This is a genomic window from Shewanella sp. SR43-4, assembly GCF_014163845.1.
Classification (GTDB): domain Bacteria; phylum Pseudomonadota; class Gammaproteobacteria; order Enterobacterales; family Shewanellaceae; genus Shewanella; species Shewanella vesiculosa.
Map to the genome: position 1 here is coordinate 280,445 of NZ_JACJEB010000002.1, position 15,940 is coordinate 296,384.

At 40.0% G+C, this 15,940-nt stretch carries 14 protein-coding genes and 1 other RNA gene; 7 read left to right on the top strand and 8 right to left on the bottom strand.

Annotated features, from left to right (window positions below):
• The first annotated feature begins 4 nt into the window (after positions 1–4).
• The 5 genes from H5123_RS03495 to H5123_RS03515 all read left to right on the top strand — a co-directional run bounded on the left by H5123_RS03495 (position 5) and on the right by H5123_RS03515 (position 3,430).
• Complete coding sequence (locus tag H5123_RS03495) at positions 5–778, top strand: TSUP family transporter (protein WP_182697041.1); 774 nt, start codon at positions 5–7, stop codon at positions 776–778.
• Entirely contained in the window at positions 775–1,437 is a 663-nt protein-coding gene (locus tag H5123_RS03500) for a primosomal replication protein (protein WP_124016383.1), read from the top strand. Before H5123_RS03495 ends, H5123_RS03500 begins: the two co-directional genes overlap by 4 nt.
• A gap of 9 nt (positions 1,438–1,446) precedes the next feature.
• Positions 1,447–2,148 carry a DUF2057 domain-containing protein gene (locus H5123_RS03505; protein WP_182697042.1) on the top strand — a complete coding sequence of 234 codons (702 nt, stop codon included), beginning with the start codon at positions 1,447–1,449 and terminating at the stop codon, positions 2,146–2,148.
• Positions 2,149–2,150: 2 nt separating this feature from the next.
• Positions 2,151–3,062, top strand: coding sequence for a histone deacetylase (locus H5123_RS03510; RefSeq protein ID WP_124016381.1), 912 nt, complete (start codon positions 2,151–2,153; stop codon positions 3,060–3,062).
• Positions 3,063–3,133: 71 nt separating this feature from the next.
• Positions 3,134–3,430, top strand: coding sequence for a late competence development ComFB family protein (locus tag H5123_RS03515; protein ID WP_124016380.1), 297 nt, complete (start codon positions 3,134–3,136; stop codon positions 3,428–3,430).
• A gap of 632 nt (positions 3,431–4,062) precedes the next feature.
• Here H5123_RS03515 and H5123_RS03520 read toward each other — a convergent pair.
• From H5123_RS03520 to ffs, 8 genes are all read right to left on the bottom strand, one after another.
• Complete coding sequence (locus H5123_RS03520; RefSeq protein ID WP_182697043.1) at positions 4,063–5,601, bottom strand: sialate O-acetylesterase; 1,539 nt, start codon at positions 5,599–5,601, stop codon at positions 4,063–4,065.
• Positions 5,602–5,615: 14 nt separating this feature from the next.
• Positions 5,616–5,765, bottom strand: coding sequence for a hypothetical protein (locus H5123_RS20505; RefSeq protein WP_182722116.1), 150 nt, complete (start codon positions 5,763–5,765; stop codon positions 5,616–5,618).
• Between the two features lie 60 nt (positions 5,766–5,825).
• On the bottom strand, positions 5,826–5,972 hold the full coding sequence (locus H5123_RS20830) for a dihydrodipicolinate synthase family protein (RefSeq protein ID WP_220487535.1): 147 nt from the start codon (positions 5,970–5,972) through the stop codon (positions 5,826–5,828).
• Between the two features lie 16 nt (positions 5,973–5,988).
• A complete protein-coding gene (locus H5123_RS20515) occupies positions 5,989–6,438 on the bottom strand; it encodes a hypothetical protein (protein ID WP_220487536.1) in 450 nt (149 codons plus the stop codon).
• A gap of 282 nt (positions 6,439–6,720) precedes the next feature.
• Positions 6,721–9,555 carry a TonB-dependent receptor domain-containing protein gene (locus H5123_RS03530; protein WP_182697044.1) on the bottom strand — a complete coding sequence of 945 codons (2,835 nt, stop codon included), beginning with the start codon at positions 9,553–9,555 and terminating at the stop codon, positions 6,721–6,723.
• Between the two features lie 384 nt (positions 9,556–9,939).
• Complete coding sequence (locus H5123_RS03535) at positions 9,940–10,089, bottom strand: hypothetical protein (RefSeq protein WP_182697085.1); 150 nt, start codon at positions 10,087–10,089, stop codon at positions 9,940–9,942.
• 279 nt (positions 10,090–10,368) lie between these two features.
• Positions 10,369–10,575, bottom strand: coding sequence for a TnsA endonuclease N-terminal domain-containing protein (locus H5123_RS20765; RefSeq protein WP_310736132.1), 207 nt, complete (start codon positions 10,573–10,575; stop codon positions 10,369–10,371).
• A 244-nt stretch (positions 10,576–10,819) separates the two neighbouring features.
• Positions 10,820–10,916: signal recognition particle sRNA small type (ffs, locus tag H5123_RS03545), an RNA gene on the bottom strand.
• Between the two features lie 594 nt (positions 10,917–11,510).
• On the opposite strand from ffs, the gene H5123_RS03550 reads away from it, so the two are divergent.
• Both H5123_RS03550 and H5123_RS03555 read left to right on the top strand, forming a co-directional pair.
• The gene (locus tag H5123_RS03550) at positions 11,511–13,685 is read left to right on the top strand and encodes an OmcA/MtrC family decaheme c-type cytochrome (RefSeq protein WP_182697045.1); all 2,175 of its coding nucleotides are present in this window, start codon (positions 11,511–11,513) and stop codon (positions 13,683–13,685) included.
• 289 nt (positions 13,686–13,974) lie between these two features.
• Positions 13,975–15,936, top strand: a complete 1,962-nt coding sequence (locus H5123_RS03555) for an OmcA/MtrC family decaheme c-type cytochrome (RefSeq protein WP_182697046.1) — start codon at positions 13,975–13,977, stop codon at positions 15,934–15,936.
• Positions 15,937–15,940: the final 4 nt, after the last annotated feature.

Genomic DNA, 15,940 nt, shown 5'->3' on the forward strand with positions numbered 1-15,940 from the left:
TGAGTTGGATTTATTATTAGACCCTAGCCACTGGGCTGTATTAGCGGTCATCAGTATTATTGCTGGTTTTATTGATGCTATTGTTGGTGGTGGTGGGCTGCTTTCTATTCCTGCATTACTGACTGTAGGTATTCCACCTCATCTAGCGTTAGGAACAAATAAGTTGGCAGCTTGTTTTGGCTCCTTTACCTCAAGTTACACCTTCTACAAAAAACAATTGTTTACCCCCGCATTATGGAGAACGTGCTTTTTTGCTACCCTTATTGGATCGATAGCGGGTTGTGGCTTAGTGTTTTTGATTGACCCACAATGGTTAGATAAAATATTGCCACTGCTCATTATTAGTATCGCGATATATACTTTATTTAGCCCCAAAGCGATGGGCCAAGAAAATATACCCGCGCCAAAATTTAGCTCATCTAAGTACAAACAAATTAGCCAAGGATTTATTTTAGGTGGCTATGATGGTTTTGCCGGCCCAGGTATTGGTGCTTTTTGGACGGTATCGTCTATTTCGCTGTATAAGCTGCCTCTTCTGCAGAGTTGTGGATTAGCACGAGTCATGACAGCCGTGAGTAACATCACGGCATTAATCATTTTTGCATCAATGGGGCAAGTGCAATGGATGCTGGGCTTATGGATGGGGATATGCATGATGGCAGGTTCGTTTATCGGCGCAAGAAGTGCGATTCGATTTGGAATACCTTTTATTAAACCAATATTTATTGTTATGGTATTGTCGATAGCGGTCCATCTTACGTGGAGTGCCTGGGCATGAACACCCAACAATTGGTCTCAATGTTAAAACAGCAACTTGCACAACTTGAGCAAGATGCGTTGATCCACGACCAAAATTTAGCACCGTCACAACGGCAATCATTAATCGACATTGAACGTTTTAACAGTCAACTGTTTGCTCAACAAGGCGCTCAATTAAGCCCTTGCATCATTCAGTTGCGCCAAGACATTAAACAACTTGAAAAACAACTATTTCTTAAGTTGGGTGGTAATGTTATTCAACTCAGTTGTAATCGTATTCAAGACAGATTTAGTGCCTTGCGCAGAGCATTGCTCACCACAGATATCAATCTTAAATCCGAACAACAGCGCAAAGCCAGTAATCGGGCTCGATATGCCAAAAAACAACAACAAGCTATTCAAGACAGTGGTTTTGGCTGGATTGCCAGTAATGTGATGCAAAATAGCCATCAACTCTATGCCGAACTCAATAAACATTTAAATTGGGCGAAAAAAATAGAGCAAAAAATACAACAAATGGAAGCAACGCTTGAATTCTGTCATAGTAATGACAAAATAAAATTGCAAAATGATATCCTTTCAATGCATCGTCGCTTAGGGAAATGCAAACAAGCAACCAGTTATATTGAAGAGCGTATTCAACTTTTTGAAAGACCTCGCCAAAGTTACCCACGTTAAGGAGAAACAATGAAATCTTTATTTACAACAAGTGCGCTTTTGGCATGTTTAACATCATCATCGGTATTAGCTGCTAATTTAACCATCCCAATGTCTTTTGAGTACCTTGCACTTGATGGTACAGAAGTTGAAACGAGCATGTTCAATCACCAATCGGATTTAGCCTTAACCAATGGCACCCATAAGATTGCGATTCGTTATCATGATGTGGTCGATGATTCCTTTAGCGATAGTCAAACGTTTATAAAATCGACCCCGTTAATTGTTACCTTAACGGTGGATGGCGATCATCAGTACTTATTGCAACCCGCTCAAGGTGACGTGATTAAGAATCCAAAAGCATTTGCAAAAAAACCACAAATCAACATTAAGCGTCAAGATAATATGGCTGTAACTTACAGCGTTGAACAAACTAATTTTACTGAAGACTCATTTATTACCAGCCTATTTAACAAAAAAAACCAAAATGATATTGAAACCCTATCGGCTTCGGCAACGGGTAGCGGTATTCAACCTACACAAACAGTAACAGTTCAATCAGATGTTGCATCGGCTACAACAATCAGTGCACCAGTTATCGCAACAGTGCCTGCAGCAGCGGCTCAAAAAACCACCCCAGCCCAAGCAGAACAAATGCTCCAGTATTGGTGGTTACAGGCCGATGATAAAACCCGTAAAGAGTTTATGGGCTGGGCCATCAAGCAACTCTAGTCTTGAAGTATATTCCCTTTGTATATCACGCCAGCTATTCACAGCTGGCGTTGCCTAGCACCCATCGTTTTCCAACCAGCAAATATCATAATTTGTACCAGCATGCACTCAAGCATCAATTGTTATTTGAGCAGTATCGCCAAACTCCTTCGCCAATTGATAAAGAAATACTGTATGGCATTCATTGTCCTCTGTACGTAGAACAATTTATTAATGGCACCTTAGATCACAAAGCCCAGAGACGTATCGGCTTCCCGTGGAGCAATGAGTTAGTCAGGCGAACTTTACACGCCGTAAATGGAACTCGTTTGTGTGCTGAGCTAGCGCTTGAGCATGGTATAGCGGTTCATTTAACTGGTGGCTATCACCATGCACATTACGATTTTGGCAGTGGTTTTTGTATCTTTAATGACTTAGTCATCGCGGCCAGATCGGCCATTGATGCTAAAAAAGCAGATAAAGTACTTATTTTTGATTGCGACGTGCATCAAGGTGATGGCACCGCCACATTGACTCAAGGTCACTCAGACATCATTAGTTGTTCAATACACTGCGCGCAAAATTTTCCATCAAGAAAACAGCAATCTGATCACGACATCGATCTCGATAAAGGCTGTACTGATAGTGATTATCTTGACCACATAAGACAAATATTGCCTTACCTCATTCGTCTGCATCAGCCTGACCTGATCATTTATGATGCTGGAGTCGATATTCATCAGCATGATGACCTTGGCTACTTTGCTATTTCGACTCAAGGTATTCTCGATAGAGATAAACAAGTCATATCGATCGCAAAAATGCACAACATCCCACTTGCAGCGGTTATAGGTGGAGGCTATAGTCGTAATGAAGATGAATTAACACTCAGACATAGCCAATTGTTAATTGCAGCAAATCAATTATGGTTGTAGCAGAGTAAAAAAAATACTCTCGACATCGAAGTGAATGTCGATAAATCGAACCGTCTCAATGGAGCGTAATAATGCAATTAGAGATCCGAAACTATTATGAAGTTCTATTAATGGAAATGCTGAGAGATGAAGGCTTAATGGACGAGTTGCCAGAAGAATACTTAGCCGATTTATGTTGCGTCACATTGAATCAGTTACCGGTTAGGTACATTCGTCATTTAGTCGACACCTATTTTTTTGAAAATTATCAAGAACTCAAACAGATGAAAACTGAGATAAGTGAAGCACTGGAACGTTCAAGAAAATTTCTAAAAATGAATTTACAAAAACGCTTACAAGAAGAAGCTGAACTTGCTGGCGAGCAGTAAGGTATGGCGAAACCATGTTTAACTGGCAACTAACAAGTTAAGTTGGTGCTTTAGGTATGGGTTGAAATAGACTAATAGGGATTTATTATTCAATAGTCGCCAGATTAAGGAGCTGGCGATTAAGCGCATTGATTGACGCTGTTGAGTAAGTCATATGTTGTTTGAAGTGAGATTCCTTGAAAGTACAGTCAGCCACTGTGGGCTGCTATGTGGCATGAACGAACAGTGACCACCTAATTTTTTTAGCTATTTAGACACAACATTATCTGTTTTCCCTTTCTAGTCTTTTCGTATTTACCATAAATTAGCTAACTATTTAACTGGCGTATAAAGGGTTGCTTGTGGGTTCAGAAAAGTCTATCTGAACTTATCTGGTCAGGTATAAAATAAGATTTCAATATTGAAAATAAAAACTCACATTTAATCTGACTGAGCTACATAAACTAGGTTCAAGAAAACTTTAATAGAACTTCCTATTTCGCTCGTTAGTAACCATCCTCTGGATAACATCCCGTGATTTTAGAAATAAAAAGGGAATAGCCTCCAATGCCCTAATCCTCACTATATATTGTTATGCTTAACACGCTTTTGCATTAAGGTAACAGCGCATGACGTAAGTCATGATTAGACTGCTATTTTAGATGTTTAAAATATAAGAATGGCGCAATAGGATCACTTAACTTTGTCACTAAGTTAGCTTTGTCTTTTGGATCATCAAACCATGCATATCTGACAGCTTTGGGCTCGCTTACATGCTCGTTCCAAACAACTAATGAATTACCATTGAGCCTAGCTTGTGCCCTATAAAACTTTCCATTTTCATCACCAATTTCAACTCCTATAATAGAATTTGAAAGCTGCTTGTTGATAAAAATTGGATCGGTTAAACTCATTACAACTTGCTTATTTCTAAAATCAACCCGGTGTATATTTGTATCTATGTAATGCTGCTTTTTAGCGTAAATTTTATAAAGGGTTAACCTCGCGATTCTTTCTGATAAAATACGTTTTCTTTTAGGATGAACATCTGCAGCATCGCCTTGATCATAACTAACCACCAGGGATACATTGGACAGTTCATTTGAAATTTCACTCTGTAATTGTCTATACTCAGCCCAAGGTCTGTTCATGCCAGGTAATTGCACTATATTAAAAGGTAGTGATGGTTCCTGCCAGATCTGACGCCATTCCTTGACCATGGTTTTTAGCTTGATTTTATTCAGCTCCTTTGAAAAATAACTATCAAGCCTTTGATTTTCTGTAATTGGGGCGTTTGATTCACCTTGATACCATATAACTCCTTTTATTTGAAAAGGAGATAGAGGTTTAATTCCTGAGTCAAACATAAAACCTGGTTCGTAAGGATGATGAGGTAAAGGTTTTTCAGGAAAATGCTCTATCCAAGCTGATAAATTAAGTAGTGCACGTTCTTTGCACCAAGGCATAATATGAGTTAGCCAATGCTCTGCAAGTGGAGACAGCTCAGGGGTAGAAGCAAGAGTTGATTTACTAATAAAGTTCTCAGTCATAGTGCCCCCTACCGACACATTTATTACTCCTACGGGAACATCTAACTGCTTTTGTAATTTAGCCGCAAAATAGAATGCTACCGCCGAGAAACTTGCATTGTTCTTCTGTGTACTAAGCTTCCAACCTTCTGTATGTAAATAATTTTCACTATTAAGCTTGCTTAATTTATCTATATCAAAAATAACGTCATCTGGATACAAATCGTCTCCGTTATAATCCAGTAAACGAATCGAATTATTGCTAGATTTCGAGAGTTCACTATTTGCGTCTATAGTTTTTGCTACTTCAAAACGCATATTAGACTGGCCTGCAGCCAACCAAACTTCACCTATCAAAATATCTTTTAGAGTAAGTTGGTTGTTTGATGTCGTTATTACCAACTTATATGCTTGATACCCACCTTCCATAGCATCGAGGACAACTTGCCATTCCCCATACTTATTAGCTTTCGAAATCTTAAGCTGATTGGCATAACTAACTTTAACAACCTGTTTTGGTTCAGCTTTCCCCCAAATCCGGATAGGTTTTCCTTGCTGTAAAACCATATGGTCGCTAAATACACTCGGCAATTCTAAACAAAAACCAGGTGTTATAGAGTTAATTAATAAACAAAAATACAAAACAACTTTAAATTTAGTCATACCAAGCCTCGTTTCTAATCTACTTTGTTAGCAAATGACTTGAAGTTAATCGCTTCAAGCTCTGCAGACATTACTTTAAACTCTTCATCGGAAAGATTTTGGAAAGGAACTCTGTTGCCACCTAAATCTAAACCTATTACTTTCATAATTTGTTTACCTGACACAATATTTCCATGGTACTTAGCGATAACATCAATTAAATCAAACGACTGGTATTGTAGATGTTATGTTTTTTCTAAATAACCTTCTGCATATGCTTTTCGTATACCTGTGTACAAGTCTGCCGCATAATTAAATGTGCCACCGATACAACCCCTTGCTCCACCAAATGCTAAAGAAGGGAGTAGAGTTTCATCTTGACCATGAAGCATATCGAACTTGCCATCTTTATAGCGTCGACACTGAGTGTATTAGTAAAGGCTTAAAGGTATATTTAATACCTGCAAAGTTTGCGATTCGGCCGTCAACAGCTTTTAATAAAGCAAGCATCGAAACGTATACACCTTTACAGGCAGGAATACGATAGTAATAAAAAGGTTGCTCTGGGGTAACTGAGGCAATTTGCTCAGGTAAAATTGACTCAGGAGCAACCGTCACAAGCACTTTACCTAAATCTTTGCGACAATAGGTTTGCAATTCATCTTCACTTATTTTTCTAATATGCTCATTGTTGTGAATGCTTTTTTGGGTCACATTCAAATGAGGCCCTTCAAAGTGAACACCAATAATACCGGGCATACTTTGCCTAATAGCTTGGCTTACAACATCTGCAGCTTCCTCTAGCTTGGTTATGTCACTTTTAATCAACGTCGGTAAGAGACTTGTTGAACCAAACATTGCTTGCGCTATAACCATTTTTTGCAGCGTCTCTAATATTGTTCCATGGTTGAATAACGCTCCACAGCCTCCATTACTTGGGTACCAGAGCTATGACGCCATCAAGTTCGATACACGGCTCATGGTAGTAGGTTACTCGCTCTGCAACTTTGTCATTGACAACTCTTATTGATTTATCATCATGGAATTTCACACCATCAAAGAGCTGGGTAGGCTTAAAAATCATCAGTCTTTCATCATTTTGAAATGTGGGCATATAGCCCACATCTGAGTTGAGTAGGGTTAGAAGTTAAGCTTTAAACCTGCGTAAAAAGAACGACCAAACAAGTCATAAGCAGTACCATTGGTTAGTGTTCCAACCTGATAATATTTATGAGTTTGAGTAAGTTGTGGGGGTTGTTTGTCAAAGATATTTTTAATGCCAAAATAGGCATTAACTGAGTCTGAAAAGCTATAACTGATCCGTGCGTCATGATACGTGCGAGACTCAATCTCATTTAATTCGTCTGTCATCAAGCTGTTGTCGTTACGATCTTTAGTACTATCCCAGTAACGTAATTGCCAATAAAGATTGAAGTTTTCGATGCTATAAGAAGCGTTCATATTAAAGCGAAGTTTAGGGAATAACACTTCCCCTTCAAGATGCTGTGTATCGCCAGACTCAATCCCTGTAATGCTGTATTCATCAATGTAGTTAGCAGCTAACCCTAGGTATAAATCACCAATATCAAAACTTGTTTGATATGAAATATCTAAGTCAAAACCGCTAGTTTTAATGATATTTTCATTGCCTGATGCTGAGTTAACATCTAATGCGGCACCAGAGCGCCCATCACGACGGACTAAACTACCACAATTAGGATCAAACTCACTTGGAGACACACTGTAACAACGGTTTAATAACACTGTTCGATCTGTATTAGCAATTGCATCATCAATTTCAATATCGTAATAGTCAATCGACATCTGTAAGTCATCTAACCACTCAGGCGTCAATACAACCCCTAAAGTTAGTGTGTCAGCTTTCTCTTCTTTTACATTTTCAGAACCACTTAATAGACCTGAAGTGTTTTGACTTTCAACTTGTGTCAATAAAAATGCACCATCACTATCAATACGATTTTGGATTGCACTGATTGAGCGACAGTTATCAGCAATGTTGCCGGTATCCGCATTGCTGATGCCGTTACATGGATCGACAACAAATGCTGCGGTAGCTGTACCACCTGCAAATAGGTCGCTCACATTTGGTGCCCTTACCGCAGTAGCTACAGCACCACGTAACTTAATTGAGTCTGAAATCGGTGCATCAATACCCACAGTCCAATTTGTAGTAGTTCCGACTGATGAGTAATCACCTACACGTACAGCAAAATCAAGGTTAAGCTGCTCTAAGATTGGAACATGGAGTTCGGCAAAAACATCAACAACATCAAATTCACCTTTTGTTTTTGCAATACGACTACCGCGAACTATGCCAGCTTGTCTTAGTGGATCTGGAGTTTCTTGACCTTTTTCTTTTCGATACTCAACACCTGCTGCAAAACCTAAGTTATTTACATCATCGCTGAAGGCAAAATCAATATCCCCCGCGATAACTGATGTCACTACATATTGCTCTATAGAGCCATTTAAGCCGGTATCCGCAGAGAGATAATCGACAGCTTCTTGTGAAATGCCATCATATGCGAATGGGTTAAATGGAACACAGCCACTAATCCGCGCGATATCATCAGCACACTGGTATCCACCCGCACCATCGCTCACGACATCAAGCGCGAAGCGTGCACGCTCAAGGTTAATATCTCCATGATTTTTTTGATTTTGGTCAGTAACCCCGTAAGTAGCACTTACATTTAGATAAGTACTGTCAGTCAGGTCATACTCATAATTACCTGCAACACGAAACGTAGAACGTACATTTTCTGCACCGCGATCTCCAAACTCATATAAACGTCTAAAAGTTAAGCTAACATCATCAAGATTTGTTATACCATCTTGCAGTAACGCATTGCCGAGGTCAGTGCCTGCAAACCAAGGGTGAGTCGCAATATCAATCCCGGAGCTGCCACCACGTGATAACTTAAAGATATCATTACGAGTATCTAAAGGAATTGCCTCCATACGCGTGCGTGACTCAACACGTGAATAATTAGCTGTAAAGTTAAGACGTGATATATCATCTAAATCTAGTGATAAACCTGTAGCTGCAAATGTTCTATTTAATGGAGTGATCATTGAACGATATTCATGAAAGTTGAATGCATCTGATGTTGCAACATCTTCAGTTCGTACAAATGGAGTACCATCACCTTTATAACTACCAATGCGCCCCTCAGGAATATGTGATGAACCAACGAACTGTGGTGTATCGACTAATCCATCACCATCAGTATCAACAGAATCTAAATGAACACTTGAGTAGTCACGATCTGTCGCCATCAAACCTTCATCATCAGAGTAACCTAATGAAAACCAGGCGTTACCACTATCGAAGTTGTGGCCTACAGTAAATTCTAAATCAGTTGTACCGGCAGCACCTGCTTCTGTTTCTCCTTTTTGTAATTTAACTGCCACTCCATTAAAGTTCTTTTTTAGAATAATGTTCACTACACCAGCTATTGCATCTGAACCATAGGCAGCTGATTGACCACCTGTTAATACTTCAACACGCTGTATCATAGTTGTAGGGATTGTATTTAAATCTACACCATAGCCAGAACCAACAGACATGCCTGAAACATAACGCATACCATCAACCAAAACCAAAGTTCTTGAAGAGCCTAAGTTTCTTAACGCTACAGTGTTTAAACCACCATCCTGCTCACTTGAATTTGAGCTGGAAGATGTTGTATCACCAACAATAGATGGAATTTTACCAAGCAAGTCACCTACATTCACTGCACCGACACCTTCAATATCATCAGAATCTATAACCTTAATTGGTGATGGAGATTCAAAATCACCTTTTCTGATATGCGAACCTGTCACTAGGATTTTTTCAACTTCGGAGTGTGCTGCAGGTTGCTCCTCAGCAAATGCACAGTTACTTACTGCTGCCCCAACGCAAAAGCTGAGGAACGATTTTGAAAATAGCCTGGTCAATTTATTAGTCATGTTATGTACCCTGTTGATAGATTTTTGTCAGCTTTAAAGGCTGTATAATTGTTAACCTGTTATACCAGAATACCAGTCGTTTAATTTTTGTCAAAAGGATCTAATAGAAAAACAATAAATTTTTTCTAAGGTTGTGAAAAAAAGGAGTTTAAAAATTAAGCAGTTATGACTGTAATCCAGTGACAGCTTAATTTAAGGGGAAGTTAATTTACTGCATTGATATTGAAGTTAATAAATTTGATATGGGTACTACCCGTTGCTTCATATTAAATTGCTATTGTTCCATCATTCAGTGTGCAATTGTCGCCTTACTAATAAACACGATGACCACTGTGGCTCGTCTGTTATTTGTTGTGTCCAACCGCCTTGAACATCATCCTCAAGTCATTGAATATAATTAAGTTTAGCAAACGTTGTTGTTTTTATTTTTTCAGGAAGGGCTTGTAAGTCTTTAGTGTAGTTTTGAGGTAGTTTGGTTGCTACTTTGGGTAATGGCTGGTTAAACTCATTATCAAACAAACCGTCATTAATCATTGTTAGACCAAATTGCTGTTTCCATTGGTAGAAACATTTGTAGTTAAGTCTGCAAATAACTGCCCTAAAGATATTAAGCGAAGCACCGTTGCTAGTAGCTCAGCGGCAGTTACTTTTAAAAAGCTGACTAACTGGCCGACTTTGATAGAGCAGTATAGCTTAACAAGTTCTAATACAGATGATTGCAACCCTGCTAAGGACTGAAAACCAGAGTAGCGATGTAAAAGTTTTAAGCTATTAAGTGTAATATATACAAGGATTTATTTATCTGTACCAGTATTAAATCGCGTCCATCTTGCTTGACGATGGCTTGCTTTTCAATAAACGTGCACGAAAGTCTTCGTCAGCAATTTTGCTTTGCGGTTTTACTTCTATAAATTTTTGTGTGCTGTCAGTGTGGTTTAGTAAAAAGTCAGGTTTGTAACGGCAAATACGGTTATCAAACTCATATTCATAACCTAGTGGTTGTGCTTCGAATGCAGCTATTGATGGTGAAAATTCAAAATAAAAACAAGAATCGAACTTTAAAGAGGATTCAACTAAACAGGTAGATTTATTTTTTAACTAGCAAATTTATGGAGGTTTTTGACACGAGAATCTTTGAGTTTTCTTCTGTAAATGTGAGTCAATTATCTAACAATTTGATTAAATACTAGACGATGCCATCTTCTTAGTACAAATATACCAACTAATACTTCAAACAACATCATTGGGGGGAATATTGGAGGTTCCCCTAGAGCCACACCCCGGCACACGAGTCACTTGCTGCGGTTGCTCCCTTCCAGGCCTGGCCGAGTTCACAAGTTATCATTGCGGGGGGACCCTAGGGTCACCATTGACTTCTGAAACATTAAATATAACGTTTATGTGTCAGAACGGGGCGATTATCCCCTAACCTATTGCCTTGATCAAGCCTTTATCTTAATAAGTTCTCAATCACTTACCTAACTGCGCAATACTTAACCTTAACGCGAAATTCAACATGTAATAACTGCAGGGTTAACCGACAAAAATTTATCCATTTTTAGATCATCTATATCAAACTCCCCCATTCATTAGCTAACAAGACTCATTTACGCAGCATATTTCAGCAGCTGGCAGTCCATTTAAGCAGAAGATATCGACAAAGAGTAATTGCATAGGCCTTAACTTCATTGACGAGATAAAACAAGAACCATATTACAGCTTAATGGATCCATTAATACCTGTACTCACGTCTTAAGCTAATGCGATATCTCCTATCAACATAGGCCAATCTTCATCAAGTATTGTTACCCACAAAGGAATAGTCAGATCTTAGTCACAACTCTAGACTTAATTCAATGAGTAAGTCGCCAAGGTTAGCTAACATAAGAATTGAATAAAATCCGCATACGTTTAACCAACAGTGAATGCGAGATAACAAAAAATGCAGGGAATACATGATGAAGACAATAACAGTTAGTCCCGCTACAAAGGCGGTATTGAGTGCAGGGCTTATTGCTTTTGCGCTTACAGGGTGTGGAGGCAGCGATGGAACTAATGGCGAGGACGGACCTGACGGCATTATTGGTGTCAATATTGATGCAACATCGACCTTAAAAGCAACTTTTACTGACGCAAGCATCGTCGATGGGAAAGTCAGTGTTGCCTTTAACCTTAAAAATGCCAATGGCGTTGCGGTATTGGGACTAACAAAAGATCATGATCTCCGTTTTGGTATTGCCCAATTAACCCCAGTGACCGAAATGGTTGGTACTGAGGGGGCTAAAGTTGAAGTAGACCGTGGTTATCAATGGCAGTCTTATATCAACTCGGCCAAACAACCTAATGCTAGCTGGATAGCTGATGGTGAAACCAACATATCTCCTTCAGCACAATATCAAGCTGAGGTTGAAGCTGCATCAAAGTGTGTTGACTGCTTAGTGGATAATCTCGATGGTTCATACACATACACTTTTCAAACTAATATTGCTCAAGTAACAGACCCAATAAGTATTACTTACCAAGCTGATGACACTCAGCGTATTACTTTAGAATTAAAGCAGCCACTAATCACTGCAAATGCCCATTATGATTTCCAACCATCAACCGGCTTAACCGAAGGTATTGCGTCACGGGATGTAGTATCGATAACGGCTTGTTATACCTGTCATCAACCGGAAAGCTTAGCATTACACGGTGGTCGTCGAATCGATCTTGAAAACTGTGCTTCTTGTCATACCGCAACATCAGGCGATCCTGAAACCGGCAACAGTGTTGATTTTACCTATATGATCCATGCGATTCATAAAGGTCAAGATCGCGTCACCAGTACCGCAGACGGCGAAGTAGCTGCCCCTTACAAAGTCATTGGTTATGGCGGCGGATTGCACGATTACGGTAAGGTTATGTACCCACAAAAGCCTGCTGCAGATTGTAGTGCATGTCATGTTGAAGGGACTAATGCTCCCAAAGATGCCGCGCTGTTTAATGCCAATAAAAGTGATACCGCTTGTATTGCATGCCATACAGAGTTGGCGTCTCAACAACATGTTGGTGTCGGTACAAATTGTACTTCTTGCCATGTGGAAGAAGGTTATGGTCGCAGTGCAAAAGAAGCTCATGGCGATGTCATGAAAGCCTATAATGAAACCCAAACCATGAAGGTAGTCTTTAGCGATGTTACCGTGACAGCTGATAACAAGTTCAGTACTAACGTGAGCTTTACTGATGCCAGTGGTCAGATATTACCCGCTGAGTATATTGATGACGGTAGTCGTATTGTCATGGCATGGGACAGTGACAAAAACTACCCTACGTATCAAGATGCCAGTTACAGCAATCGTCGTATTAAATTAAGTGAAGGTACTGCCAACACAGATAATAGCTGGACGTTAGTTTGGGATAAGGTCACCTTACCAACAGATTATGTGGGTAAAACATTTGAACTATGGTCAGCAGTCACAGCCTGCTTTAATCATGGTGGCTACGGTAGACCGGAAGTTAAACTCACTGCTTGCAGTGCTGATGATATCCAAACAGTGGAAATCAAAAGTGAGCCTTATCATTTTGTTATGGCTGCAAGTGTAATAGACGATAGCCAAACCGCTGCCGTACGTAGAAATATTATCAATACCCAAAGCTGCCAAGGTTGTCACAACCAAGAAGTGTATCACTATGATAATGGTGTAAATTGCCAAACATGTCATACCGCAGATAAGACTCTTAAGACTGACAACACTTATCCTGGTGGCAAAAAATCAACCAGCTTTGCCTTTAAAGCTCACAGTGCTGAAGGGCATTACCTCAAGCATGCCGGTGTAGAATCTGGCACTGTGTTAAAAACCGACTGTAAAACCTGCCACACGGCTGATGGGATACAACTTGGTAGAGCCGCTGACAGAGTATGGCGTTATGGCGACATAGAAACGGGTGCAGATGTGTGGATGTCATCAGATACTGGAGCATGTTTAAGCTGTCATCAAAAGTATCGTACCGATGCCACTGTGTCTCATATTGAGTCCAATGGCGGTATTGTTGATGGTATGAGTGAAGACGATGTTCATACTCGTGCATCTGAAATATGTTCAACCTGTCATACGGTTGAACGAGTCACTAAAACCCATGGTTTCTAAGCTTAATATATAAATACTTAAATTGTTTTACCCATCAAAGACCTTAGCATATTGCTAAGGTCTTTTTTCTAGCGAGAACAATCATTCCCCTACAAACCCTGTATTTTATGTACCCCTTAATTAATAGGCAGATCGCCATCACACAATTACGTTCGCTTTACAGACGAGTTGCCGTTTGTAAAGTAATCTTAGTGTTGGGAAAATTAATTCCAACATCAACTTAACTGAAAAAGATAATTGCAGAAGATACTGCCAGTAAGTTAGATGGATGACCTTTGCAGGGAAAAATATGATGAATACAAAATACACAAAAATGGCATTGTTACTTGCTATGTCAGCGTCAATGACACTAGTAGGGTGTGGCGGAGGCGATGATGGTGAACCTGGCAATCCTGGCAACCCTGGCGGCGAGCCTGCTGAAGCGATCAAAACACTAAACTTAGATATCACCAAAGTCACTTATCAAGACAACAAACCGACTATTGAAGTTTTTGCAACCAATGAAAAAGACCTTCCGATTGCAGGCCTTAAAGACTTGGAAGTGAAAAAAGTGGTTCAATTGATTCCAGTTGGCGCTAGCGGACCGGGTAATTCAGCGCAATGGCAATTTATTGGATCCGAAAAAACCTTTACCGACCATGGTAACGGAAATTACAGTTTTACCGTCAATGTTGAAGGTTTTAATCCAGAGCTGACACAACGTTACAACGTCATAGCAAGTGCTTCTACTTTACAAGACGGGGTTACCAGTGTTCCGCGTACCGAAATCACCGAAGATTTTGACGGCGAAGGGTTTCAAGCTAAATACACCAAAAACATAGTAAGCGGAGCCACTTGTAATACCTGCCATGCAAAGGGTGAAAGCATTTATCACAGCTACACTGACTTAGAAACCTGTACATCTTGCCATACCAACGAAATGGCCATTGAAAAAGACAAGGTTCAAGTTGAATTTAGCCACTTGATCCATAATGTTCATAACAATGCCAAAATGTATGGCCGCAACTTAGACAAGAGTGCAGAAGCTGCATATGCGATAGTCCAAGACAATTGCACCACTTGTCATGTCGATTCAGAACAACTAAGCGAATCGAACAACTGGTCTCGAATTCCAACCATGGAAACCTGCTCAAGCTGCCATACCAATATTGACTTTAAAACAGGTCAAGGCCATCCACAACAAGTGGACAATTCAAATTGTATTGCATGCCATAATGCAAGCTGGACAGAAGAAATACACACCACTTCATATACTCAGAAAAAAGCATTTATCGACTCATATGGCATGACCGCCACATTGACTGCGAATAAATCTAGCCCTGAAGACAAATCAGCAACGCTATCGGTAACGATTTTAGATGCTAAAGGCGTAGCCATTGATGCTGCAAGCTTAGTCAGCAAAATTCAACGTGTTGAAACGCTAACTAACGTTGGTCCTAACTTCCCGATTATGGGATATAACCCTAGCCCAGGCAGTGGTTTAGCTAAGATCAGCAAAGACTTTATCAAAGCGGGTCTATTACAAGCGGATGTGGTCATTGAATCAGGTAACTTGGTATATACCATTCCATCATTACCGTTTGGTGCCGGCGACACAGATACAGCCTTTAGCTTTATCGGTCTTGAAATGTGTAACGATGGTATCCAAGCCATTGATTGTGCAGACGGCGTAGCAACCACCAGCATGAAAGCTGAACTCACCGTTGGTACTTTCTCTGGTAATGCCCCTAGCTATCGTCACACTGACTCGGTTAATTTTGATTCATGTGATAATTGTCATGGCGACACGTTTGAGCTCCACAAAGGTCACCATGCTGGTTTTGTCATGTCAGAACAATTAGGCCGTGAGCTTAATGGCGAACTTACCGTAGGTCTAGACGGTTGTGTGGCTTGTCATACTCCCGATGGCACTTATGAATCTGGCGCTAATCAAGGCGCGATTGAAATGAAACTTCACAGTGTTCATGGTGAACAAGGCATTATCAAAGACTGTACCCAGTGTCATAACGACTTTAATCTTGATGCATTCAAAGTTAAAGGTGCACTCGCCACTTCTGCTGGCCTCTATACCACGCCTATCACAGCGACATGTGCTTCTTGTCATGGTTTTGACACGATTAAACAACATGCTGAAAGTCAGGGCGCAATTGTGAATGGTAGCTATCAAGAAGCCAATGATGCTGCGCAGTTAGAAACCTGTTTATTCTGCCATGCACCTACCATTGAAAATCACACACAAGTGAAATTTTAATTTG

Coding starts and splice junctions, on each gene's coding strand:
- H5123_RS03550 (WP_182697045.1), top strand. CDS start 11,511: ATGATGAAGACAATAACAGTTAGTCCCGCTACAAAGGCGGTATTGAGT.
- H5123_RS03505 (WP_182697042.1), top strand. CDS start 1,447: ATGAAATCTTTATTTACAACAAGTGCGCTTTTGGCATGTTTAACATCA.
- H5123_RS20515 (WP_220487536.1), bottom strand. CDS start 6,438: ATGTTTGGTTCAACAAGTCTCTTACCGACGTTGATTAAAAGTGACATA.
- H5123_RS20830 (WP_220487535.1), bottom strand. CDS start 5,972: ATGCTTCATGGTCAAGATGAAACTCTACTCCCTTCTTTAGCATTTGGT.
- H5123_RS03515 (WP_124016380.1), top strand. CDS start 3,134: ATGCAATTAGAGATCCGAAACTATTATGAAGTTCTATTAATGGAAATG.
- H5123_RS03520 (WP_182697043.1), bottom strand. CDS start 5,601: ATGACTAAATTTAAAGTTGTTTTGTATTTTTGTTTATTAATTAACTCT.
- H5123_RS03500 (WP_124016383.1), top strand. CDS start 775: ATGAACACCCAACAATTGGTCTCAATGTTAAAACAGCAACTTGCACAA.
- H5123_RS03535 (WP_182697085.1), bottom strand. CDS start 10,089: ATGATTAATGACGGTTTGTTTGATAATGAGTTTAACCAGCCATTACCC.
- H5123_RS03555 (WP_182697046.1), top strand. CDS start 13,975: ATGATGAATACAAAATACACAAAAATGGCATTGTTACTTGCTATGTCA.
- H5123_RS03530 (WP_182697044.1), bottom strand. CDS start 9,555: ATGACTAATAAATTGACCAGGCTATTTTCAAAATCGTTCCTCAGCTTT.